The 22,628-nt window shown below is 34.2% G+C and carries 25 protein-coding genes; 6 read left to right on the top strand and 19 right to left on the bottom strand.

The annotated features are described in order from the left end of the window. Window positions 1-7: 7 nt before the first annotated feature. The 4 genes from kynU to BM319_RS15245 form a co-directional block, all read right to left on the bottom strand. Complete coding sequence (gene kynU, locus BM319_RS15260) at window positions 8-1,282, bottom strand: kynureninase (protein ID WP_091023483.1); 1,275 nt, start codon at window positions 1,280-1,282, stop codon at window positions 8-10. Window positions 1,283-1,455: 173 nt separating this feature from the next. Continuing rightward, on the bottom strand, window positions 1,456-2,250 hold the full coding sequence (locus BM319_RS15255; protein WP_069034860.1) for a DUF2705 family protein: 795 nt from the start codon (window positions 2,248-2,250) through the stop codon (window positions 1,456-1,458). 23 nt (window positions 2,251-2,273) lie between these two features. After that, window positions 2,274-3,071, bottom strand: a complete 798-nt coding sequence (locus tag BM319_RS15250) for an ABC transporter permease subunit (RefSeq protein WP_091023481.1) — start codon at window positions 3,069-3,071, stop codon at window positions 2,274-2,276. Window positions 3,072-3,077: 6 nt separating this feature from the next. Beyond that, window positions 3,078-3,962 (bottom strand): ABC transporter ATP-binding protein, encoded by an 885-nt coding sequence (locus tag BM319_RS15245; protein ID WP_069034862.1) that lies wholly within the window; start codon window positions 3,960-3,962, stop codon window positions 3,078-3,080. Between the two features lie 160 nt (window positions 3,963-4,122). Between BM319_RS15245 and BM319_RS15240 the strand changes: the two genes are divergently transcribed. Then, the gene (locus tag BM319_RS15240; RefSeq protein ID WP_069034863.1) at window positions 4,123-4,716 is read left to right on the top strand and encodes a TetR/AcrR family transcriptional regulator; all 594 of its coding nucleotides are present in this window, start codon (window positions 4,123-4,125) and stop codon (window positions 4,714-4,716) included. Window positions 4,717-4,875: 159 nt separating this feature from the next. Further along, the gene (locus BM319_RS15235) at window positions 4,876-5,118 is read left to right on the top strand and encodes a hypothetical protein (RefSeq protein WP_091023479.1); all 243 of its coding nucleotides are present in this window, start codon (window positions 4,876-4,878) and stop codon (window positions 5,116-5,118) included. Between the two features lie 38 nt (window positions 5,119-5,156). On the opposite strand, the gene BM319_RS15230 is transcribed toward BM319_RS15235, so the two are convergent. Together BM319_RS15230 and BM319_RS15225 are read right to left on the bottom strand one after the other, a co-directional pair. Continuing rightward, a complete protein-coding gene (locus BM319_RS15230; RefSeq protein ID WP_175495624.1) occupies window positions 5,157-6,122 on the bottom strand; it encodes an ABC transporter permease in 966 nt (321 codons plus the stop codon). Next, window positions 6,115-7,038: an ABC transporter ATP-binding protein gene (locus tag BM319_RS15225; protein WP_091023475.1), complete on the bottom strand. Its 924-nt coding sequence runs from the start codon at window positions 7,036-7,038 to the stop codon at window positions 6,115-6,117. Before BM319_RS15225 ends, BM319_RS15230 begins: the two co-directional genes overlap by 8 nt. Window positions 7,039-7,147: 109 nt before the next feature. Between BM319_RS15225 and BM319_RS15220 the strand changes: the two genes are divergently transcribed. Next, window positions 7,148-7,390: a transporter suffix domain-containing protein gene (locus BM319_RS15220; RefSeq protein WP_025671225.1), complete on the top strand. Its 243-nt coding sequence runs from the start codon at window positions 7,148-7,150 to the stop codon at window positions 7,388-7,390. Between the two features lie 458 nt (window positions 7,391-7,848). Here BM319_RS15220 and BM319_RS15215 read toward each other — a convergent pair whose 3' ends face one another. Continuing rightward, window positions 7,849-8,433, bottom strand: a complete 585-nt coding sequence (locus BM319_RS15215; RefSeq protein ID WP_069034867.1) for an LOG family protein — start codon at window positions 8,431-8,433, stop codon at window positions 7,849-7,851. A gap of 99 nt (window positions 8,434-8,532) precedes the next feature. On the opposite strand from BM319_RS15215, the gene BM319_RS15210 reads away from it, so the two are divergent. Further along, complete coding sequence (locus BM319_RS15210; RefSeq protein ID WP_069034868.1) at window positions 8,533-9,519, top strand: Gfo/Idh/MocA family protein; 987 nt, start codon at window positions 8,533-8,535, stop codon at window positions 9,517-9,519. Between the two features lie 190 nt (window positions 9,520-9,709). Here BM319_RS15210 and BM319_RS15205 read toward each other — a convergent pair whose 3' ends face one another. The 3 genes from BM319_RS15205 to BM319_RS25120 all read right to left on the bottom strand — a co-directional run bounded on the left by BM319_RS15205 (window position 9,710) and on the right by BM319_RS25120 (window position 12,424). Then, window positions 9,710-10,153 carry a hypothetical protein gene (locus BM319_RS15205; RefSeq protein WP_091023471.1) on the bottom strand — a complete coding sequence of 148 codons (444 nt, stop codon included), beginning with the start codon at window positions 10,151-10,153 and terminating at the stop codon, window positions 9,710-9,712. Between the two features lie 146 nt (window positions 10,154-10,299). Beyond that, window positions 10,300-12,183 (bottom strand): ribosomal protection-like ABC-F family protein, encoded by a 1,884-nt coding sequence (gene abc-f, locus BM319_RS15200; RefSeq protein WP_091023469.1) that lies wholly within the window; start codon window positions 12,181-12,183, stop codon window positions 10,300-10,302. 109 nt (window positions 12,184-12,292) lie between these two features. Next, entirely contained in the window at window positions 12,293-12,424 is a 132-nt protein-coding gene (locus tag BM319_RS25120; protein ID WP_286143795.1) for an RAxF-45 family protein, read from the bottom strand. A 181-nt stretch (window positions 12,425-12,605) separates the two neighbouring features. Here BM319_RS25120 and BM319_RS15195 point away from each other — a divergent pair, with 181 nt between their 5' ends. Further along, window positions 12,606-13,004 carry a VOC family protein gene (locus tag BM319_RS15195; RefSeq protein ID WP_069034871.1) on the top strand — a complete coding sequence of 133 codons (399 nt, stop codon included), beginning with the start codon at window positions 12,606-12,608 and terminating at the stop codon, window positions 13,002-13,004. A 50-nt stretch (window positions 13,005-13,054) separates the two neighbouring features. Here the strand turns inward: BM319_RS15195 and map are convergent, their stop codons facing one another. The 3 genes from map to BM319_RS15180 form a co-directional block, all read right to left on the bottom strand. After that, window positions 13,055-13,801, bottom strand: a complete 747-nt coding sequence (gene map, locus BM319_RS15190; protein WP_025671231.1) for a type I methionyl aminopeptidase — start codon at window positions 13,799-13,801, stop codon at window positions 13,055-13,057. 160 nt (window positions 13,802-13,961) lie between these two features. Further along, a complete protein-coding gene (locus BM319_RS15185) occupies window positions 13,962-14,372 on the bottom strand; it encodes an NUDIX hydrolase (protein WP_069034872.1) in 411 nt (136 codons plus the stop codon). Window positions 14,373-14,620: 248 nt separating this feature from the next. Further along, window positions 14,621-15,634, bottom strand: coding sequence for a S66 family peptidase (locus tag BM319_RS15180; RefSeq protein WP_091023467.1), 1,014 nt, complete (start codon window positions 15,632-15,634; stop codon window positions 14,621-14,623). Window positions 15,635-15,794: 160 nt separating this feature from the next. Between BM319_RS15180 and BM319_RS15175 the strand changes: the two genes are divergently transcribed. Then, entirely contained in the window at window positions 15,795-16,616 is an 822-nt protein-coding gene (locus tag BM319_RS15175; protein WP_069034874.1) for a COG4705 family protein, read from the top strand. Window positions 16,617-16,679: 63 nt separating this feature from the next. Here the strand turns inward: BM319_RS15175 and ytaF are convergent, their stop codons facing one another. From ytaF to BM319_RS15145, 6 genes are all read right to left on the bottom strand, one after another. Continuing rightward, window positions 16,680-17,321: a sporulation membrane protein YtaF gene (ytaF, locus tag BM319_RS15170; RefSeq protein ID WP_091023466.1), complete on the bottom strand. Its 642-nt coding sequence runs from the start codon at window positions 17,319-17,321 to the stop codon at window positions 16,680-16,682. Window positions 17,322-17,509: 188 nt separating this feature from the next. Continuing rightward, on the bottom strand, window positions 17,510-18,220 hold the full coding sequence (gene tatC / locus BM319_RS15165; protein ID WP_286143781.1) for a twin-arginine translocase subunit TatC: 711 nt from the start codon (window positions 18,218-18,220) through the stop codon (window positions 17,510-17,512). A 281-nt stretch (window positions 18,221-18,501) separates the two neighbouring features. Further along, the gene (locus BM319_RS15160) at window positions 18,502-19,329 is read right to left on the bottom strand and encodes an ABC transporter ATP-binding protein (RefSeq protein ID WP_091023463.1); all 828 of its coding nucleotides are present in this window, start codon (window positions 19,327-19,329) and stop codon (window positions 18,502-18,504) included. 93 nt (window positions 19,330-19,422) lie between these two features. Next, entirely contained in the window at window positions 19,423-20,469 is a 1,047-nt protein-coding gene (locus BM319_RS15155) for a FecCD family ABC transporter permease (RefSeq protein WP_091023461.1), read from the bottom strand. Between the two features lie 50 nt (window positions 20,470-20,519). Beyond that, window positions 20,520-21,581, bottom strand: coding sequence for a FecCD family ABC transporter permease (locus BM319_RS15150; RefSeq protein ID WP_286143794.1), 1,062 nt, complete (start codon window positions 21,579-21,581; stop codon window positions 20,520-20,522). A gap of 13 nt (window positions 21,582-21,594) precedes the next feature. After that, window positions 21,595-22,590 (bottom strand): iron-siderophore ABC transporter substrate-binding protein, encoded by a 996-nt coding sequence (locus tag BM319_RS15145; protein ID WP_069034880.1) that lies wholly within the window; start codon window positions 22,588-22,590, stop codon window positions 21,595-21,597. Between the last annotated feature and the right edge of the window lie 38 nt (window positions 22,591-22,628).

Genomic DNA, 22,628 nt, shown 5'->3' with positions numbered 1-22,628 from the left:
TACCCTCCTAAGCGATGATTTCTCTTTCATTCTTAAACTGTTCATATTGTTTCTCAACCATGATTTTTTTTAAGATTTGTACACTATTCCAAACATCTACATAAGAAGTATAAAATGCGATTGGTGCTAATCTGATTACGTTAGGTGCTCTAAAGTCTGGAACAATCCCATTTAACTTTAATGCTTTACAAATCCTTGCAGCGTCATCATGTTCAAGACAAACATGTCCACCTCTATTTGAATCCTCGTGTGGATTACCAATTGTAAAACCTAAGCCACTTAATTCTTCATTGATTAAACTCATTAAATAAGCTGTACTGTGTAAAGACTTTTCGCGAATTCTCTCAATTGTAGCTTCTTTATACATTTCAAGTGAGCCAACAAGCGGTGCCATGCTTAAAATATGCGGAGTACCGATTTGATAAGCACCAACTGTATCAGACGGAACAAATTCATGCTTCATATCGAACTGCTTTTCTTTATTTGAACCGAACCAACCAGCTAATCCAGGCATTGTCCCTAAATGCTTTTCGTGAACGAATAGGCTTCCTACTCCACCAGGTCCACTATTTAAATATTTATAATTACACCAATAAGCAAAATCCACATCCCATTCATGGAACTGATGAGGAATTGCGCCAACAGAATGACATCCATCAAAACCAATTATTATTCCACGCTCATGTGCAGCTTTTGTTAATCTTTCTATATCTAATAATTGACCGCTTCGATATAACACAGTAGGAAGAATAATTAATGCAATTTCATCAGTCATTGCTTCGATAATATCTTCTTCTCTAATTGTTCGACCATCACGGCTTTTAACTTGAATTAAGTGAGTTGCTGGATCAAAGCCCTTTAATTTCAATTGACTTTGAATAGCATAAATATCTGACGGAAAGTTTAATTCATCCGCTAATATTTTCGTTTTTTGACCATTTGGGTGATAAAAAGATGCAATTAATTGATGAAGATTTGAAGTAGTCGAACCAGTTACGATCACTTCATTCTCTTTTGCCCCGACTAACGGTGCACTTAATGCTCCCAATTTTTCTGCAAAATAATACCATGGATGATCGCCCTGCATCCATCCATCGATTGCAAGTGTCTTCCATGAATCTAATAAATCTAGTAAACTTTGTTCTGCTCTTTTTGAAAGAAGTCCTAGCGAATTTCCATCTAAATAGATAGTACCTGGTTGTAAGTAAAACTCATCTCGATAATTTGATAATGAATCTTTTTGATCTAGAAATTCTGCAAATTCTTTTGTTGGTTGAAACATCCCCCTGTTTTACCCCCTTGCAAGAAATAACCTACTATATTAAAGGTATTGCGATTAATAATATATGTCAATATTTTCTGAATATAATATTTAATAAAAAAAGTGTCAATTAATCCAAAATATCCCTATCTTAGATTTTGACACAATTTCTTCTTCTATTTAATTGCTTTTCCCTACAAATGTAGGTCCCGTTTCTTAAACGAAACAAACGTGACAATCGTTAATATAATAATTAATCCGATCGAAATAGTTGTATAAATACCGTCAAATCCTCCACCATACATAATATCTTTCGCTTCAAAATACTTAAACGGTGTAAAATATTTCAAGCCTTCAATCTGCTCATTTAAATCAATTGCGATTGATAATATAAATGTGATTAATAGAATCCCAGTTGCATAAGAGGCAGCCTTTTTGGAATTTTTACAAACTGCAGCTATAGCCGAACCTATTACTAAAAATAATAGCTGTAAAATAAACATCCCGACCATTACCACTGCTATATCGCCATTTACATTCTCACCTTTACTATACTTTCCTACTATTAGTACACTTGATATCCACGTAATACCGTTAAAAATAAGGATGTTTACTAGAGCACTCATTAATTTAGAAGTTATGATCTTAATTCTAGAAATAGGTTTTACAAATAAAAACTCAGCTGTTTTATCTCGCTCTTCTTTAGCAATTATATTAGCGCCTAGCATTGCCGCGTGAATCGTTGCCATTAAATATAAATATAAAACTAAGATGCCAAAATATCCGCTTGCCTTTGATAAATCTAGTGCTCCTGAGCCCATGATCGCTTGAAGGGATTTCGGCATTTGATTAAAAAGGTCAGTTATTTGGCCATTGGAAGCTGTAGCTTTATATTTCGCCATTCCACTACCTACTAAAAAAACAATTCCGATACACCAAAAAATAATCGATTTTCGATATGTCTTCATTTCTCTTAAAAATAGATTCATTTCCACCCTCCCTTTCCTTTAAGTTATACCGCGTGAATATCTCTTTTCTTATAAATCATATAGCTTGCAAAGATTGAAACGATGATTATCCCAATTGACATAATCAAAAATTGTGATTCAAATTTCGAATGAGCAATGATATATCTCGGTTCAAAATATTTAAAAGGTGATAGAAAACGTTTGACATTGCTTTCGTCTGTAGCTACTACCATACCAATTACGAAAAAACCAAAAACAATCGCAAGAGAAATTGATAGTACCGCTTTGATCTTTGGAAATACAACTGATATTAAAATACCGATTCCAAAAAATAGTAATTGTGTAATAAACAACGATACAGAGAGTAATATAATTGACTTACTACTATAATTCGCTGTTTTTACTTGCTGAGCCATCATCATAGTTGCGACTAAATAAAATATATTTGTAATCGCTAAAGAAACCATACCGGCAAATATCTTTGAAGTCATAACTTTTGTTCTAGTTACTGGTTTTGTTAGAAGAAAATCAGCTGTTTTTTCACGTACTTCCTTTGAAATAATTGAAGTACCTAGAATCATGGCCTGAATCGCTCCACAAAGAGAAATATAAATAAATACATAGGAATAAAATCCTAAAACATTTCCAAAACTCTCAATTTCAAGTCCAAGTGCTTTTCTTACCCCTTCAGGATAACCTTCTAACACTTTTGAGAATTCTACATAGTCCTTTGCAATTGCTGGAAATAAAGATAAGAAAAAAACGACGATTGCCATTAAAGAAGCTGTCCAAATAAAGGTGGATTTCCGATAAGCTTTTAATTCATGTAAAAAAATATTCATTGCTTATTAGGCCTCCTTTTCATAATAATGTAAGAAAATTTCCTCGAGGTCAGGCTCTTCAATCCACAAATTTTCAATTTCGATTTCTGCTATTTTCTTTAAAACTTTATTTATATTGCCTTTAAAAATAAAGCTAATCGTTTTCCCTTTGATTTCAATATTGTTTACCCCCGGCATATTGAAGTAATTTGGATCCAGTCTATTTTGAATATCTACTTTAAATCGTTTGTAATTATTTTCTTGTAATGTACTTATTTTTTCTACTGTCACAATCTTACCTTCTTTAATAATTGCAACTCGATCACATAAACGCTGAACTTCACTTAAAATGTGAGATGAAAATAAAATCGTTGCTCCTTTTTTGTTTTCCTCCTCTAATAAGTCAAAAAATCTTTGTTGCATTAAAGGGTCAAGACCACTTGTCGGTTCATCCAATATGATTAACTTCGGTTCATGAAGTAATCCTTGGACAATCCCTACCTTCTTTTTATTACCTAAAGATAAATCATCAATTTTCTTCGTTAAATCGAGGTCCATTACTTCAGCTAATTCTTTTATTCGTTTCGTGCAATCTTTTTTATAAAAACTAGCTGAGTATTTTAATAAATCCATTACTTTCATATTGTCATAGTAAAAAACTTCAGATGGCAAATACCCGATATCTTTTTTAATTTCTGGAGCAAACTGTATACAGTCCTTTCCAAATATTTTAGCATTACCACTCGTAGGATAAATTAACGAAAGTAAAGTTCGAATTGTAGTTGATTTACCCGCACCATTTGGACCAATGAATCCGAATATTTCTCCCTCTTCTATATTGAAGCTTATATCTGTGATTCCCCTTGAATTGCCATAGGTCTTCGTTAAATTATTAATTTCAATCGCGTACATAAATGAACCTCCCGCTTTGTTTTGAAATATTTCGTCATGATTATTACAAAACTAGTATATACCTCAATTCTAAAAAAGAGAATATGTTTTGAAATAATTTTAATAAAATATTTCAAAACATGATATACTATTGTATAGATAATGACGGAGGTATCGATATTTGGACGGTTATAAAAAACGAACTCTGCAGAAAATGGAGAGCATTGAAAAAAGTACAACTAAATTATTGTCATTACCATTAAATGATATAAAAATAGCAGATATTGCAAAGTTAGCGAATGTATCACAAGTATCAATTTACAATTATTACGGTAGTAAAGAAGCCCTACTGAAAGCTACAATTATTCGATTAATGGATCATCAATACGAAGAAACAAAACAAATGCTTTCAAGTGATATTCCTTTTAATGAAAAAATTAAGGAATTATTTATTCGTAAGAAAAACGGTCTTGATATCATTAATCTTGAGATGTTTACAGCATTAATGAAAAAAGACCCTGAACTTCAAGAATTAGTTTTAGATTTTACAATGAACAAATCATTCAAATTGCTGATTTCCCTAATCGATGAAGGACGTTCACTAGGTTTAGTTCGAAATGAGGTTCAAAACAAAACATTATTAATCTATATCCAAGTCTTGAGCCAGGCTTTTTTAAATATGGACCAAACAACCTCACAATATATCCAACAAAAAGAAGTAGTAGATGAAATTATGAATATATTCTTATATGGATTACTAAAGCAAGAGGACTAAAATAGAATAGTTATAAAAAAAGGCATCTTTGCTTAGGCAAAGATGCTTTTCTATTTGGAATATTCTTCTAGGTAAACTTATCCATAGATTTGTATTATCTTACACTCTTTGTTCATACAATGAATTACTTATCTATATTTTAAACTCTTGGAGGAGTATATGCGCAAAACTATTCTATGGCTTAAAGAAAATTGCGATGAAATTAAACGTGGCCTAATTGGTGGATTTACTATTTTTAGTCTAGCTGTTATTTTTTCCACAACAGATTCATCTGTAGAATACAACCAAAACGCATGTCTAAAATGGGAGTATAACAAATCTGCACAATTCAACGTCTGCTCGATTTATAAAACATCTAATATTAACACCATTCCATACGGTTCAATGGTGAAGGAAAGATAAGAATAGAAAAAGGATAAGGCATGCACCTTATCCTTTTTCTATTGCCCAGCTACGTCTCTCTTCTTAAAGAGCTCTCCAGCAGTAACAAGAAATAACAAAATATAAATGACCAGTACTGCTATAGAAAATTCAATTCTCATACCGTTTTCTATATTAATCCCCTTTGTGTAAACCGTTAAATCAGTGTGCATAAATGGTAAGAACTTAGACCAGCTTTTCTCTCTTAATAATGTTCCTATCCCATCGGAAGTTGCTAGTAGGATTATGCTTATTAATAAAGAAATACTGCTTGTCCTTAAAACAGTTGATAAGAAGTAAGCAACGGCAACAAAGAACAAGTATGGTAGTAAATTTATTAAATAATCGTTTAATAAACTTGGTAAAATACCTTGCTCTACTACATGGTTTTTTACATATTGTAATACCGGTTGAGCACTAAAATTTAAGCCATTTAATGCACTACCTATAATAAATGAGTAGATGATGATTGCAAAAGAAAAAATGAAATATAAGATTATCAAACTCAAAAATTTTGCATAATAGATCATTCGTCTTGTTGATGGTTTAACGAGCAAGAAATTAATCGTTTTCCATTGATGCTCTTTTGACATCATATTACTTGCAAAATAAATAAGAAGGATTCCAATAAAGTTCGTTACGATCGCACCTTTTTTCATAAAGTCCAACACAGTGTGTTGTTGAATTGGTGAAATATTATGCGCAAGTCGATACTTATTAATCTCATATGTCTCTTTTTGTTCTTTAGCAAATGCTGGTAAGTCTGAAGAGTTTTGCCCTGCTAGTACTTCTTCTATCTTTTTATTTTCTACTTTTAGTTCTGTTCTCCAGTTTTCAGCCTTTGCTGCTCCGCTTTCCTTTTCTACATAATCCCATCTTCCTAGAACAATAATCGGGATAAATAGTAAAATTAACGTTATGACAAAAGATTTTTGGACGAATATTTTACGTAATTCGTTCTCAATTAATCGTATGAAATTACTCAATGACATTTCCTCCTGTCAATTGAATGAACAAATCTTCTAACCTTTCTTTTTTGCGAGTTACATAATAAATCTCTATTCCTGCCAGTACCAAATCTTTCATTAGTGAAGGAATCTCTTCTTCATCAATTTCAAAAATAATTGCGCGATCATTAATAATGTCAAATTTGTACTTGTTATCTCTATTTGTAAAACTACTTTCAAAAGCTTTCGTGCTTTTAACGACTATTTCAATAAATAAGTTCTCACCACTTTTATCATTCAGATCAATTGATTCAACGAATTGACCATTTTGAATAATAATTGAGCGATCACAAATCAATTCTATTTCAGATAATAGATGACTAGAAAGTAGGATTGCTGTTTGTTCGACCTCAGCAATCCTTTTTAAATAATCACGGATTTCCCTTACTCCAGCAGGATCCAGTCCATTAGTTGGCTCATCTAAAATTAATATTGAAGGATTATGTAATAACGCTTGAGCAATTCCTAATCTTTGCTTCATCCCTAAGGAATAGGTTGAAAACTTTTTATGTATGGCATTCGAAAGTCCAAGTAAATCAATAACCTCAAGAACTCTATCCTTTGAAACACCATCTAACATTCGAGCAAAATACATTAGATTTTTATACCCACTATAAAATGGATAAAATGCAGGAGTTTCAATCATTGCTCCGATCTGTTTGATCGATTCTTTAAAGTTTTCCTTAATCGAATTGCCTTGAATATAGATTTCACCACTCGTGATACTCATAAGTCCAACAATCATTCGCATTGTCGTAGTTTTTCCTGAACCATTTGGCCCAAGTAGACCTAAAACTTCACCTTTGTATAATTCAAAGCTAATATCTCTAATAATCTTTTGATTACTAATCGTCTTATTTACGCTTTTTAGCTCAAGAACAATATCTCGATTCATCTTGAGGCCTCCTATATGTGCAATAATCTCTTATTAACTATAAAGTTTTCCCCTTCCTTTTCTGAATAATTAATGCTATTCTCATGGAAGGAATTGAAAGGAGAACTTTATGAAAAGAATACCATATTACTTAGTATTTGGCTCATTTATCCCATATTTATTAATCTTTGCTTTACCCTTTTTACCTGTTTCTGGGAGCTTTAAAGCTGGTCTGATTGCTCTATTAGTTATTCTTGGAGAAGGAATGTTTTGGATTGGTGGAGTATTTGTAGGTAAAGATGTTATGACGAACTATCGTAAAAAATTGAGCCCGGCAAAATGGTTTAAAAATAGAAGAAAGCAAGAAAATTGATGTATAAAGGGATGCTCTCATAAGGAGCCCTTTTTTTTATGCAAAATGTAGGTTGTGGATAGAATGCAATATAATGTTAAATATGTTGATAAAGTTGTGAACAATGTTTATAAAGTAGTCATAAAGTCATTGGATTCAATTTCAGTTGGATTTTGTGTGTTGATAACTAGTGAATTCTGAGTGAAAAGGACTAATTTGTATCGCATATTGTTGATAAAGTTGCGAACTTCGTTGACCTAGAAACCCTCTAAATCTGCAAGAATTTGATTAAAACTCATCATAAAACGCAAAAAACCCACAAAATTGTGGGTACACCAACATTGTTTCAGACTGATTGCAAGCGCTTGTCTTTCGAGGCGCGAAGCCTGGTGAGGAGTGGAGTTACCTTAAACGGTAATGAGCACCGCAGACAGGCGAAGCAACGAAGAAAGCGAGCGTTTGTCAACAGTCTGAAAAACTTATTTGCCTTCTAATTGCTTCCATTTATTTTCCATAACAGGTGGCTCATAGTTTTGCATTAGTTTTAGTAGGTCGTCTGCATTTTCTGCAACAACAAATAATGATAGAGTATTTTCGTTCATAAATCCTTCTTTTACAGCATGTTTAAGCAAATCTAACACAGGACTAAAGAAGTTATCAACATTTAATAAACCAATTGGCTTATTGTGGATTCCAATTTGTGCCCAACAAATAATTTCAAATAATTCATCGAAAGTTCCAATTCCGCCCGGCAGTGCAATAAACCCATCGGACATCTCGTTCATTAAAGCTTTACGCTCATGCATTGATTCAGTCTCAATGAATTGCGTTAGTCCTTTATGGGCAACCTCTCCACGAAATAATCCACCAGGCATAATGCCAATGACATTTCCACCTTGTTTTAATACTTCATTTGCGATTTCTGCCATAATCCCTAATCTTGATCCACCATATATTAAATCTATATTATTACTAGCAAATAATGAACCTAGCTTTTTTGCTTGAAGACTAAATGACTCTCTATTCCCAAGATTTGAACCAGCATAAACACAAATTTTCTTCATAAAATGTCACTTCCTTCGATGTATTTTACTTTATTTTAACATATCTTTCGATTAGGATTGTAAAGATAAAGTTAACCAATTTTTTTAGGAGTTGAAAAAATGAATTTAGGTACCATTGGAACAAGCTGGATTACAGAAAGTTTTATCGAAGCTTCAAAGGATAGTAAATTGCTTAATTTAACTGCGATCTATTCTAGAAATGAAGAAACTGCAAGAGCATTTGCTACAAAGCACAACGCTCCTAAGTTTTTTACAAATATCGAAGAATTAGCAACAAGCCCTGATATTGACGTAGTATACATAGCTTCACCGAACTCTTTGCACTATGAACAAAGCATCTTATTATTAAAGAATAAAAAACATGTTATTTGTGAAAAACCAATTTTCTCAACAATTAATGAATTAGATCATGCCTTTAAAGTTGCAGAAGAAAATGGAGTTTATTTATTTGAAGCAATTCGTAACTTCCACTCACCAAATTTTACATCTTTAAAAGAAGGTCTAGAAAAAATCGGCCAAATTAGAAGTGCTAATCTGCATTATTTACAATACTCTTCTAAATATGATGCATTTCTTAGAGGCGAAAATCCAAATGTTTTCTCTCCCGAATTTTCTGGTGGGGCATTAGTCGATTTAGGAGTTTATCCAATTTATGTAGTGATTGGTTTATTTGGAAAACCAACCTCAGTAAATTACACACCTGTTAAATTGCGTACCGGTATAGATGGTAGTGGAACATTAGTATTAAATTATGAAAACTTTACTTGTAGCATCCAATGCTCTAAAGTCTCTCAATCATATATTGAAAGTGAAATTACAGGTGAAATTGGAACTTTAGTTCTTGATAAACCATCTCCAATTTCAAAAATCACTTTAATTAACCATAAATCTAAGCAACGAGAGTCATTAGAAGTTAGCCAAGTATCAAATGATATGCTGTATGAAATCCAAAATATTACTAGCATAATAAAAGAATCCAATCAAACAGAATATGAAAAATTAAAAGAGCTTAGCAAGCTAGTATTAACAGTAACCGAATCTGCGAGAAAGCAAGGCGGAATTGTTTTTGGAGTTGAAAGAAATTAATAAAAATACCAGTTATCCAATCAGTTGGATACTGGTATTTTTTCTTATTGCTTATTAAGCAATAGTGTTTTCTTCTTAAAAGTCCAAAAAGTAAACCTTGGTTATCAATAAAATAGGCGAAATAACCCATTTGAGGTATAGATTATTTATGTAGAAGCTGATTAAAAAGATTAATCAGCTTTATGATTTTTTAATATACAACAACCCATCCAACCCCTGGCACAAAGTACCATCTTCTACCATTCAGGATATAATATCCTCCATGCCAATAACCTCCTGGTCCAGGAAACCCATGTCCCGGCCCATATCCAGGTCCGTGCCCATGTCCCGGTCCATATCCAGGTCCGTGCCCATATCCAGGTCCATGTCCTGGCACTTGGCCATATCCAGGTCCATGTCCTGGCACTTGACCGTGTCCTGGCACTTGACCGTGTCCTGGCATTTGACCGTGTCCCGGCATTTGGCCGTGTCCTGGCATTTGACCGTGTCCTGGCATTTGACCGTGTCCTGGCATTTGACCGTGTCCTGGCATTTGACCGTGCCCTTGACCTGGGCCATGTCCCTGTCCTTGGCCTTGGCCTGGTTGAGCATAACCCGGTCCAGGATATCGGCTATAAAGTTCATCAAATATCATGCACTCACCACCTAAATAGAATCATATCCCTATAGCTTATTAATTCTAATAATGGCATGAGCCAGTACTAAGACATTTAACTAATTTATTTTTTAAATTGATGGTTTTGCCTATAAGTTTAACCTATACTAAATACTTACCATAATTTAAGATTCAATATATTCCTCAAGCTCTTTATATAAAGCGGTACTTTTCAATTCTAATTCTTCAAGTTCTCGATGATAATTCTGTAAAATGTTTAAATCATTTTCAAGCAACATTTGTTTATTGATTTGACTGACTGCTTCTTCTAAAGAATAGATTTCATTTTCAATGTCTTCGATCGTTCGCATTTTTGTTTTTATTTTTATTGGTTTAGAATACGAATTTGTTTTAATCACTTTTTCTTTTTCTCTATTATTTCGATAGATCGTCATTTTTTCTTTTGCAATTTGGTAATCATCAATAAATTCGAAAATCCCACCATTGTCTAGCCAATAAATTTTTGAAAATAGCTTATTAATGAAATAACGGTCATGTGAGACAGAAAGAATCGTTCCGTTGAATTTCTCTAGAGCGTCTTCTAATACTTCTCTAGATTCAATATCTAAATGGTTAGTAGGCTCATCTACGATTAATAAATTAATGTCTTGATACATAAGTTGAGCCAATCTTAATCTCATTCTCTCTCCACCACTAAGTTGACTTACTTTTCGATAGACCATATAGCCATAAAATAAAAAGCCAGCTAATATATTACGTGCTTCACCTTCTGTAACATGTACTTCTTCTCTGAATTCCTGAAGTACGGTGTGATCCGAATGGACTGGTTCGTAATGTTGTGATAAATAACCGATTTTTACGTTACTACCAAGTTTAATTTTTCCTTCCTCGATTGATGATTGACCTAAAATCATCTTCAACAAAGTCGATTTACCCGTCCCGTTATCTCCTACAATAACTGCCCTTTCGCCATAGTATAAAGAAAAGTTAAGTTGATTAAATAAAACTTTGTCTACAAAGGATTTTGAAAGATTTTCTGCAACAATTACATCCTTGCCACTTCGACCAGATTCCTCTAATTGAAATGCCATTTTCTTTTTTTGTAATACCGGGCGTTTTAATCTCTCTATTCGTTCTAACGCTTTTTCCATACTTCTAGCTCTTCTGTGCAAACCAGCATTCGGTGGATTTGCTTGATTAGCCCATTCTCTTAAGCGTTTAATCGTTTCTTTCATTTTTTGTATTTTCTTTTGCTGCTCTTCATAAGCCTGGAATTCTTTTAGTAATTTATCTTCTTTTTGAATAACATATTGTGAATAGTTCGTATGGTAGACGTTAATTTCTCCATCTTCTAATTCTAAAATATGATTGACTACCTCATCTAAAAAATAACGATCATGCGAGATGACAATAATCGTTCCTTCATACTCCTTTAAGTATGAACCTAACCACTCAATAGCAGATAAATCTAAGTGATTCGTTGGTTCATCAAGTAATAGTAAATCAGGTTGTTGTAAAAGGACGATCCCTAATCCAATTTTTGTTTTTTCTCCACCACTTAAAGAAGCAAATTGCTTAGTAAGTAAGTCGGTGATTCCTAATCCATTAGCAATTTTCGCAAGTGAAGCTTCCATCTCATAACCACCGTTATTGCTAAACTTCTCTTGTAATGATCCATAACTGACTAGCAATTGTTCTAAAGTACGTTCATCTACTGTATTAGACATTTTCATTTCTAATTGCTTCATCTCATTTTCTATTTTTCGTAATTCTTCAAAAACAGTTAATAGTACATCCCTACTAGTCATCTCATCTAGAAAAACAGGAATCTGAGCTAAGTATCCTGTTTTTAATCCTTTTTTAAAATGAATTGAACCAGTATCAGGTGATTCTATACCCGTTAAAAGTTTAAAAATACTAGTTTTACCACTTCCATTTGCTCCAACTAAACCTACACGGCTACCTTGATGTATTTGAAATGATAATTCCGTAAAAAGTGAATTTCCACCAAACATTTTTGAAATTTTTTCTATACTACATGCAATCATGTTTAATTCTCCTTCTATTTTCCGTACCAATCCATAGAAAAAAGCCATAGATTAATGAACCCATCCATGGCTTAAATAATGATTTAAATAGAAGTGTATAATCACACAATTATTTTATCAATTGAAGTCGTAGGAAAGAGTACGTTTTCGTTTTATTTGAGTTGTTAAAAATGGACAGACCTATCCCGTTAACAGCTAAAAACGCAAATTTTGCACGACAATAATATAAAAACTCTATCATTTGTGCGCAAACCATTTGAAAACGTAACATCTTTTCTACACCTCCTTTTCGAACTTAAATTTATTTAAATTATAAAATATTTTAACTTTTAGCACAATACCTATTCTATTTGGCTATACTTAAAACTGTGACTTATTGTTAGCAATACATATTTAATTATTCAAAAGAAAGAGGAGAAAAAATGAAAAATATTTTACCTCATATTTACGTTGAAAACTGTAAAGAAGAACTAGAGTACTACAAACAAATCTTTGGTGGTGAAATAAAAAACACACAAACCGGCGATGGTATGGAAATGTTCAAAGGGCACGAAGGAAAATACATACACGCAGAATTACATATCAATGAAAACTGTGTAATTTATTTTGCAGATGCTTTTAGACCATTAATAAAAGGTGACAATGTTTGGACAACGCTAGACATGAGTTCTGAAGATGAAATTAATTCAATTTATGAAAAGTTATCAAAAGACGGAGAAATACATATGGAGCTTCAAGACACATTTTGGAATTCTAGATTTGCTGTTGTAAAAGATAAAAATGGATTTACTTGGGAGTTAAATTATTCTAAGCAAGTGTAACCGAAAAAAATAAAAGCGAAGAACTTAAATTCTTCGCTTTTTCTATCCTATTACAATTGGGTTAAAATGATTGGCTCGCCTTTTGTTACAACAATTGTATGTTCACATTGTGCAACTAAGCTCTTATCTGGCGTCACAAATGTCCAGCCATCTCCTGACTCGATAATGTGGTCTGCATTTGCAGAGATAAATGGCTCTACTGCTAATACAAGACCGTCCTTTAATAACGCTTTATCCATTGGATCGAAATAGCTTAATATATGTTGCGGGCTTTCGTGAAGGCTTTTTCCAATTCCGTGGCCAGTTAGGTTTTCAATTACATTTAAACCATTTTTCATTGCTTCATTATATACTGCTCTTCCAATTTGGTTTTGCTTTGAACCTGCTTTTGTTTTTTTCATTGCAGCCCAAAATGCATCTTCTGCAACTTTACAAAGTTTCTCTTTTAGTAAGTCACCTTTCCCAACTACAAAAGAGATTCCAGTGTCTGCATAGTATCCATCTAATGCTGCTGACACATCGACATTAACTAAATCGCCATCTTGAAGTACTCTGTCTCCCGGAATTCCATGAGCAACTTCTTCATTAACACTAATACATGTTGTACCAGGAAAATCATACTCTTTTTGTGGGGCTGAAGTTGCACCATGCTCCTCTAAAACTTGTCTTCCGATTTCATCTAATTCTTTTGTTGTCATTCCAACGACAGCTCTTGCCTTCATTTCTTCTCTCGCTAATGCTACGATACGACCGATCTTTCTTAAAGCTTCTAATTCTTGTTCATTATTGATAATCATTTTACTGCTCCTGATTCTTTTAATAATTTGACTTTCTTATATTATGCCATAATATTACTATGTTATAGTCTTTTAAGCACTTATACAAGACAAAAAAGGCAGGATTAATGGAAGAGGTTTAGGGGACGAGATCGATTTTAAGTGACTAAGGCACCTTTATTTAACCTTGAAACGTATAAGGAACCGATGACTCTAATAATTTTTCAATTCCCTCCTTATGATAGGGCATTAATTGATTTGCCGTTTGGAGATCCATCCATTTAATTTGTAAGATTTCCTCTTCACGTGAAATGACTAGATCTCCACCGATTATTTTTGCACTAAATGTAATCAAGATTGCATGATGTCCTCTTTCAGGAAAAAAGGCTTCATTAATCGCTACAATATTGCCTACTTCCACTTCTAATCCAGTTTCCTCAAACGCCTCTCGTACTGCTGCCTGTTTTAACGTTTCATTATCTTCAACAGCACCACCAGGTAAAGTCCATACTTCATTTTCATTTTGTACCATTAAAACACTTTTATTTACTTCATCATAGATAAGCGTATAGACCACATTGACCTTTTTCATTTTGTCACCTCTACTAGAACCTTAATATGCTTCGCACGGAATGCCATTATAACATCAATATTCAAACTTTTCAGTAAATCAAAGTAGCAAGTATTAAGAAACCGAACTTTCTGATGGATATGTTCTTTACACAAAAGTGGTAATTGGTATTGCCACAGTGGCTGTTACGATAATGGCGCTTGTTTTCTTTTTTTAAATTTTAATAAAAAAAAGCGTTCTTCGATAAAAAACGCTTTGTGTATTTTGAATTATATAAAAGTCTGTACAATCTTACCCTTTCCACCACTTACGTCTACTTCTGCAAATGCGCCATTAATTAATGTAATTTGAGGCGGCACATGCCCACAATCAATATCGTAAATTATTGGAATTTCTAATTCTTCCTTTAACTCATTATAAACATCTTCTATTGTATAGTTATCTACAGCTTGATTTGCAGCGCTCCGTCCAAATAATATCCCAGCGCAATTTTCAAACCATCCTGCAAGTTTCATTTGTACTAAGGATCTTCTTATATCAGTTGTATTCATTTCACAATTCTCGAAATACCAAATGATTGGTTCCTCTTCAATGTATTTACTTCTAAATGAACGTACATCTCCATAAGGAGTTCCGACAAGATGTCTAATCACATCTATACATCCTCCTAGCAATCTTCCTTTGATTTTCTCATCTTTATTCGATGTAGTTTTCCACTTTGTTTTTTCGGACAAATGAAATACATATGGTGTAGGATTTTCATGTTGCCATTTTGCTTGGAATAATTCTGAAGAAGTTTGAGTGATCGAGTCACCGGATTTAGTTTCTAATACCTTCTGCCACATAGCTGTTGTTTCATCGGAATATTCTCCTCTTAAATCGATTAAATTCGTTCCGTGTGCAGTAGCTACCCCAGTTGTTAAAGTAAATGCTAATAAAATGATACTTGTATCAGAATATCCTAATATCCATTTTTCTTTGAAGCTTCCGAATGCCAATTGATCAAGAATTTCGATTGCAAGCTCTCCACCCCATGGCGGAAAAATGAAATCTATTTTCTCATCATTCATCATTACATTTAATTCATTTGCACGTTTGTTAGCGTTCGCTGATTTTGCTTTGTCCTGCGTCCAAACAACTTCTCCACATTCCACTTTATATCCACCTTTTTCCATGCGGTTAATGGACTGCTTCATCAATTCATGGAACTGTTCTTTTAAGCCTGATGATGGTGCGGTCACCCCTATCGTTGCACCACTTTTTAAAACTGGATACTTGATCATCTTACCACCCATTTTCTTTTAATTGATTCTAATAGAATACGAAGGGATATACAACCAAAATTTCTAAATTCTGGATTATTCATAATTCCTACCCGATTTTCATTTTACTTTCATAAAACTTGTTTACATTATATTTAAATCCAGTAAGGAGGATTATGTAATGGAATCAATTGAACAAAAGCAAACAAATAAGACAACAAGTGCACCAATACAAAATATATTTAAAAAAGTTCCAGAGGTAACAATCTTTTTCTGGCTTACTAAATTGGTAACGACTGGTATGGGCGAAGTTTTTTCCGATTATATTGTAAAAACTTTAACACCAGTAATAGGTGTTGCAGTAGCTTTAATCGTCCTAATTCTATCTTTATACTTACAATTTAAAGTCCGTAAATATGTACCTAGTATTTATTGGTTAGTTGTCGTAATGATTAGTGTATTTGGTACAGTAGCCGCAGACGTTGTACACGTTGGTCTTGGGGTTCCGTACGTGATATCAACCGTATTTTTTGCAGTCTCGTTGGCAATTATTTTTATGATTTGGTATAAGATGGAGAAAACTCTTTCTATCCACAGTATATACACACGACGCCGTGAGATTTTATATTGGTCGGTCGTTATGGGAACTTTCGCATTAGGAACTGCAGCTGGCGATATGACTGCCTCAACAATGCATTTAGGTTATTTTACATCAGGTTTACTGTTTGCAGCTTTATTGGCAATACCCGTTATTGGTAGAAAATTCTTCAAGCTAAATGAAATTTTCTCATTCTGGTTTGCTTACATTATGACTAGACCTGTTGGTGCGTCGTTTTCTGACTGGAGTTCTGTATCTCAAAAGCACGGTGGACTTGGATTTGGTGGTGGGCCAGTAAGTCTAGTATTATCAATTATCATCATTATCCTAGTTGGATATCTTTCTTTTTCAAAGAAGGATGTACAAAATGAAGATGATGTTGTCGCCCAATCTACAATCGCTTAATAACATATTAAAGAAAAGAGCTGATGTTGAAATATTGTCATCAGCTCTTTTCTAATTTTATTATTATATTAGATTGTGTATCGCAATCAACACCAATATAATTCCACTAATAATGGAACTAAATTGTCCAAGCGACCATCCACCAATTTTCACATTGGCGACTTTTTTTCCTAACAGGACCCCTAACCAAATTGCCAAAAAGCTAAAAATACTGGCCGCTATCGATATTGCAAATGGTGAAAGTCCAATTAATCCAACACCTAAGCCGTTCGTAAGTGCATTCATTGAAACAGCAGTCCCTAATATGATTGCTTCAAAACTACTTATATCTCCTGAATGGTCAACATCGGCTTTCTCTGGTGAACTTAAATAATTTGTAACGATATTTGAAACTGATTCGTCATCATTATTTATTATGGTCTGTTTATCTTTTCTTGGAAAAGTAAGTAGAACAATTCTAAGTCCAATTACCAGTAAAAAAAATGCACCGATTACATTCGAAAGTGTTCCTGGAAACACTTTTGAAATATATTGACCTGAAACAATACCTGCTTCACTGAAAATAAACGCTATGATGGAAATAATTAAATTCGCTAATAAACCAACCTTTATACCTCGAATTCCATAAGTTATTCCTACTCCAAAATTATCAATACTAGATGAAAAGGCAAGAAATAAAACAGTGATCCAAATTGAATAATGCATAGTATATGCTCCTTACTTCATCCTTTTTCCGACAAAAGTTATTTGCCTAGCTTTTTATAACCTATGAAGAATTTATGATTAGTCAACTTGTTCAAAGTTTAAAAATTTACTAATAAAAAGATTATGAGAGTATAGACTTTTTAATAAACCTTATAAAAATGCTGAAACAAAAAGAGGTAAATGAGCTTTTACTCATTTACCTCTTTTTTTCTATATACTGATTTAGATGTTAATATACTTAGTTCATATAATAAAATTAACGGAATTGAGACAGAAATATGTGAAATAAAGTCTGGTGGTGAAATACAACACGCGACGATTACTAAGATAAAATATGCATATTTTCTCACTTTCTGTAAATAACTAGGCTTCACAATGCCGATTTTTGTTAAGAACATGATCACGACTGGCATATCAAAAAATGCAGCAAATGGAACGACTAGATTAAAAAGAAAAGAGAAATACTTATCAACAGTGTAGTTTTGTTCAAGCATACCTTGTCCCATTATCGTTAGGAATCTAAGGATATTAGGAAATACAAAATAATAGCCAATAACTAATCCAAAAACAAACAGAAAAAATAGCGCGGGGATATAATATCCTATCCCTTTTTGTTCAGAAGGATGTAAACCCGGTTTAACAAATAACCAAGTTTGCCAAGTTGCAACCGGTATCGTAAAAACGGCCGCAAAAACGGCAGATATCGAAAAATAGACCCATAATATATCCCCAGGACTTAGCACGACTAGTTTATATGTTAAATCCTTTGTTAAGAATTTATAAATGGGTTCTACATAAACGAGCCCAATTATAAATAGAACAATAAAAGTAACTGCTGTAATGATAATTCTTTTACGCAGTTCCTCAAGATGATCGACTACTTCCATTTCTTTATTCATATGAATTCTCCGCTTTGTCATTTACTAGAACAATTGTATTAAATACTTTTTTATCCCACTATGATTATTTCAAACAAATACAATTAGTTCAAATTAAAATTTCTTAATAAAAAACATGATATAAAAACAGATGAACTAATGATAGTAAAATGATTTTTAAATATGAGTAAGTCAGATAGGAAAATTAACTCAACAAAAAATCACTAATAAAAAAATAAGTGTAATGTATTTATTTTCACTTATTTTTTTATTAGTGATATTAAACTAAAATCACAAGTTAATTATCCCTTACCTAATGGAACGACTAGTGGTGTATTGGCAACTGGATCATCAATTATTATGCACTTTAGACCGAAGACTTCTTCGACTAGTTTTGCAGTGATAATCTCCCGTGGATCTCCTTGTGCAATCACTTGGCCATCCTTCATAGCGATAATATTATCTGCATATCTCGCAGCATGATTCAAATCATGTAAAACAGCAACTAATGTATTTCCTTGTTGATTTAGATCTTTAAATAACTCTAACAACTCAATTTGATGAGCAATATCAAGGTAAGTCGTTGGCTCATCAAGTAGGAGCATTGGTGTTTGTTGGGCAAGTATCATCGCGACCCAAACTCTTTGTCTTTGTCCTCCGGATAGTTCGTCTACGTATCGATGTGACAAATCGCTCGTATTTGTAAGCTCCATCGCAGATATTACTGCTGCTTCATCTTCATCAGTCCATTGTCTTATAAGACTCTGATATGGATATCGACCATGTGCGATCAAATTCGCCACCGTTATTCCGTCTGGAGCTGTTGAAGATTGAGGTAATAGACCTAGTTTACGAGCTACTTCCTTTGACTTATAAGATGTTATAGCTTTACCATCTAGTAAAATTTGCCCTTCAGATGGTTTTAACAAATTTGAAAGTGTTCGAAGTAAAGTTGATTTCCCACATCCATTAGGACCAACAATTACTGTAAATGATCCGTCTGGAATTTGTACTGAAAGGTTTCTGGATATTACCAGATTATCGTATTTGATTGTAATGTTTTCTGTCCAAAGTCTAGACTCTGTTTGTATTGTCTTTTGGCTTTGAATTTCTGCCGCTGTTAACTTCATAATTCATTTTCAACTTCTTTCAATCAGAATATCGTAATACTTGAAACCCCTTGTGAGAAAGGTCCTACTAAACCTTGTTCATTTTTATTTCGTTTAAGTTGCTGATCGAGCTTGACGAAATAATAGCCACACTAAATATATTCCACCTAATGATAAAGTTACCACACCTACCGGAAAAATTGTTCCTGGAATTACTCTTTGCGCGAGAACATCCGCTCCAAGCAAAAGAAACGCTCCCATCATTGCTGCTGGTAAAATACTCTCCTCTGATTTGGTGATACGTTTAGCGATTTGTGGTGCAACAAGCGCTACAAAACTAACTGGCCCAATAACCGCTGTCGGAGCAGCCGTCAATGCAACTGCAATAAGAATCAGTAATAGTTGGGATCGTTCAATTCGAACACCATGAGATTTCGCAGCATCCATGCCAAACTCCATTTCACGTAATGGTCTATTCATGATCCCAGCACAAATAATGAGAATAATGACAGCAATGGCTGGAGTAACTACTTGGTTCCAATTTATCCCATTTAATGAACCAACTCCCCAAGCCGCTGCAGTTAACGCAACCTCTGCATCACTTTTAATAAGGAGCATCGAATTGATACTTCCTAAGATCGCCGAAACTGCTATTCCGACGATAATAAGGCGAAAGTTCTGCGTTCCTTTTCGAAAAGCAAGCAAATAGATAAGGAGAGCCGTTGCGAATCCACCAATCAAAGCCCCACCAGCTACACTAATGTTAGAAGTCGACTTAGAAACAAGAAGAACAATAAGTGCTCCAGTATAAGAGCCTGAGGTAAAACCAATGATATCAGGAGACCCTAATGGATTCCGAGTAATTGATTGAAAGATCATGCCACTTATTGCTAAACCTGCACCAAAAATAATCGCAGCCACCACCCGTGGTAACCGCCATTCGACCACAACTGTTCTCGTCATCCCTGTCGCTTGGCCAATTAAAGCAGAAAAAACTTCATGAACACTCAATTTCAGTGTGCCTACCATTAATGCAAACATTGCAATTGCAATCGTGGCTATAAGAAGGATTGTCGTAACAATCATGCTCCTCACATCAATTCGCGCCTTTACAGGCCATTTCAGTTGTAGATAGTGCCTTCCATAATTAATGGGGCGCATAATATTCACTCCTTCTTACATTCAAACCTTTGCCACAAATCATTTTCATTTTATAATCCACTCGCTTTTCGTCTACGAACAAGAATCAGTAGAATCGGTGCACCAACTAGTCCCGTGATGATTCCTACTGGAACTTCTGAAGGTAACAATACAACTCTACCAATAATATCTGAAAGGATGAGTATGATAGGTGCTGCTACTATTGAGTATAGAAAAATCCAGAATTGGTCTGGACCGACGAACCATCGCACACAATGTGGCACCATTAAACCTATAAAACCAATTGGTCCCGCTATCGCAGTTGCCCCGCCAGCTAATAGTGTAATTGCAATCAAACCTATTGCACGAGTCACACCAACATTTACTCCTAAAGAGGATGCACGATCATCTCCAAAGGCAATCGCGTTTAATGCAGGAGTAATGACAAAAGCTAATAATGCACCAACGATTAAAATGGGTAGAACAAGCCAAAGGTCATCAAGACTTCTCCTAGCTAATGTCCCAACACTCCAGTTCAACATTCGTGCAAATGCCTTACTATTTATTAATGTCAATGATGTAGTAATCCCACTTAAGGTGGCCCCAAGTGCTACTCCAGCAAGTGTAATTTGTAGAGGTGTGGGAGCTTTTTTACCAGCTCCTCCACTTATAACATACACAGCAATTGTCGCAATTAATGCACCAATTAGTGCAAACCACATATAGGCAGACATCGATGTAACAGAAAATACACCAACTCCGATTGCAACTGCAAAGGCTGCCCCAGCATTTACACCGAGAATACCGGGGTCCGCTAGTGGATTTCTAGTCAGTACCTGAATTAATGCTCCAGCTAGTCCAAATGCAGGTCCAACGATTAGTGCAATAAGTGTTCGTGGTATCCTCGTATTATGAATGATTGTGTGGTCATAGCTATTGTTAGGTGAAAACAACGCATCCCATACTACTCCAAAAGGTATGGATTTAGCACCAATCATTAAACTTAAGAATACTACAGCTACCAAAAGTATTAGTGCTACAATGAAGCCCAAAAATCGTTGCAACCGCATTGAAGTAATTGTCTTTTTATTTTCCTCAACTACTTGAGTCGTTTTGTTTTTTGGTTGCTTCATCGCTGTCACTGTTTTACTCCCCGCCTTCTAATGCTTTTTTAAACTGTTGTGGTAAATTATCGATTGCCCATAATAATGCAGGAACCGTTCCTGTTGAAAATGCGTTTGATGAATTTGTATCAAGAATAATTGATCTTCCATCTGCTACTGAAGGAATCTTCTGATATAGTTTATTATTTGTTATCTCTTTTGGATCAACAAAAATAGGTAAAACAATCGTAAGATCAGCATTTAATAAGTCTAACTTTTCGTCAGCAACTTTAATAAAGAAATTACCTTTAGCTAATTTTTCAATCTCTTCCTTGTTTTTGAATCCAAGTCGCGTTACAAAATCAACACGAGAATCGCCTTTTACGTATGCACCAAAACCTGAAGAATCGTAAGCACCAACAGCAACCGTTTTACCTGCAAATTCAGGATTTGCCTTAGCTGCTTTATCAAATGCCACATCTACATCCTTAAGTAGTTCTTCACCTTTATCTACTTTACCAAGGGCTTGTGCAATCATTCGCACCTGGTCTGTAGTAGTCGTTAAATAATTATCTCCACCCTTAGGAACCCCTACCGTTGGAGCGATCTCTGAAAGGCGTTTGTATCGTTCTTCATCACCTGAAGATTTTACATCAAGAATTAAATCTGGTTTAAGAGAAGCAATTTTCTCATAATCAAGTTCCATTGTTCCAAGAATCGTTGGTGATTTTTTATATGCACCTTTTAACCAAGGTCCTACACCGTCACCACCAAAAGCAAGCCAGTCACTTGCACCAATTGGTTCAACTCCAAGACTTAGTGCCGTCTCTGCATCTCCCCAACCTAGAGCAACAACACGTTTCGGTTGCCCTTTGATCTCTACTTTACCGAATTTAGTATCAACTGTGACAGCCGATTCATTTGAAGACTTTTTATCAGACTTTTTACTTGAATCTGACGAACAGCCAACTAGACCAATCAATAAAAATAAAGACATAAAAATCCCAAGCAATTTGGGCATTTTGATATTACTAATCATTTCGTTCTCTCCTTAATTAACATTGAAGTTGATAATCA

The organism is Bacillus sp. UNCCL81, from assembly GCF_900112535.1.
In the GTDB taxonomy this organism is placed as follows: domain Bacteria; phylum Bacillota; class Bacilli; order Bacillales; family Bacillaceae_G; genus Gottfriedia; species Gottfriedia luciferensis_B.
The sequence above is the reverse complement of the archived record's forward strand: the minus strand, read 5'-3'. Positions and strand labels throughout refer to the sequence as shown.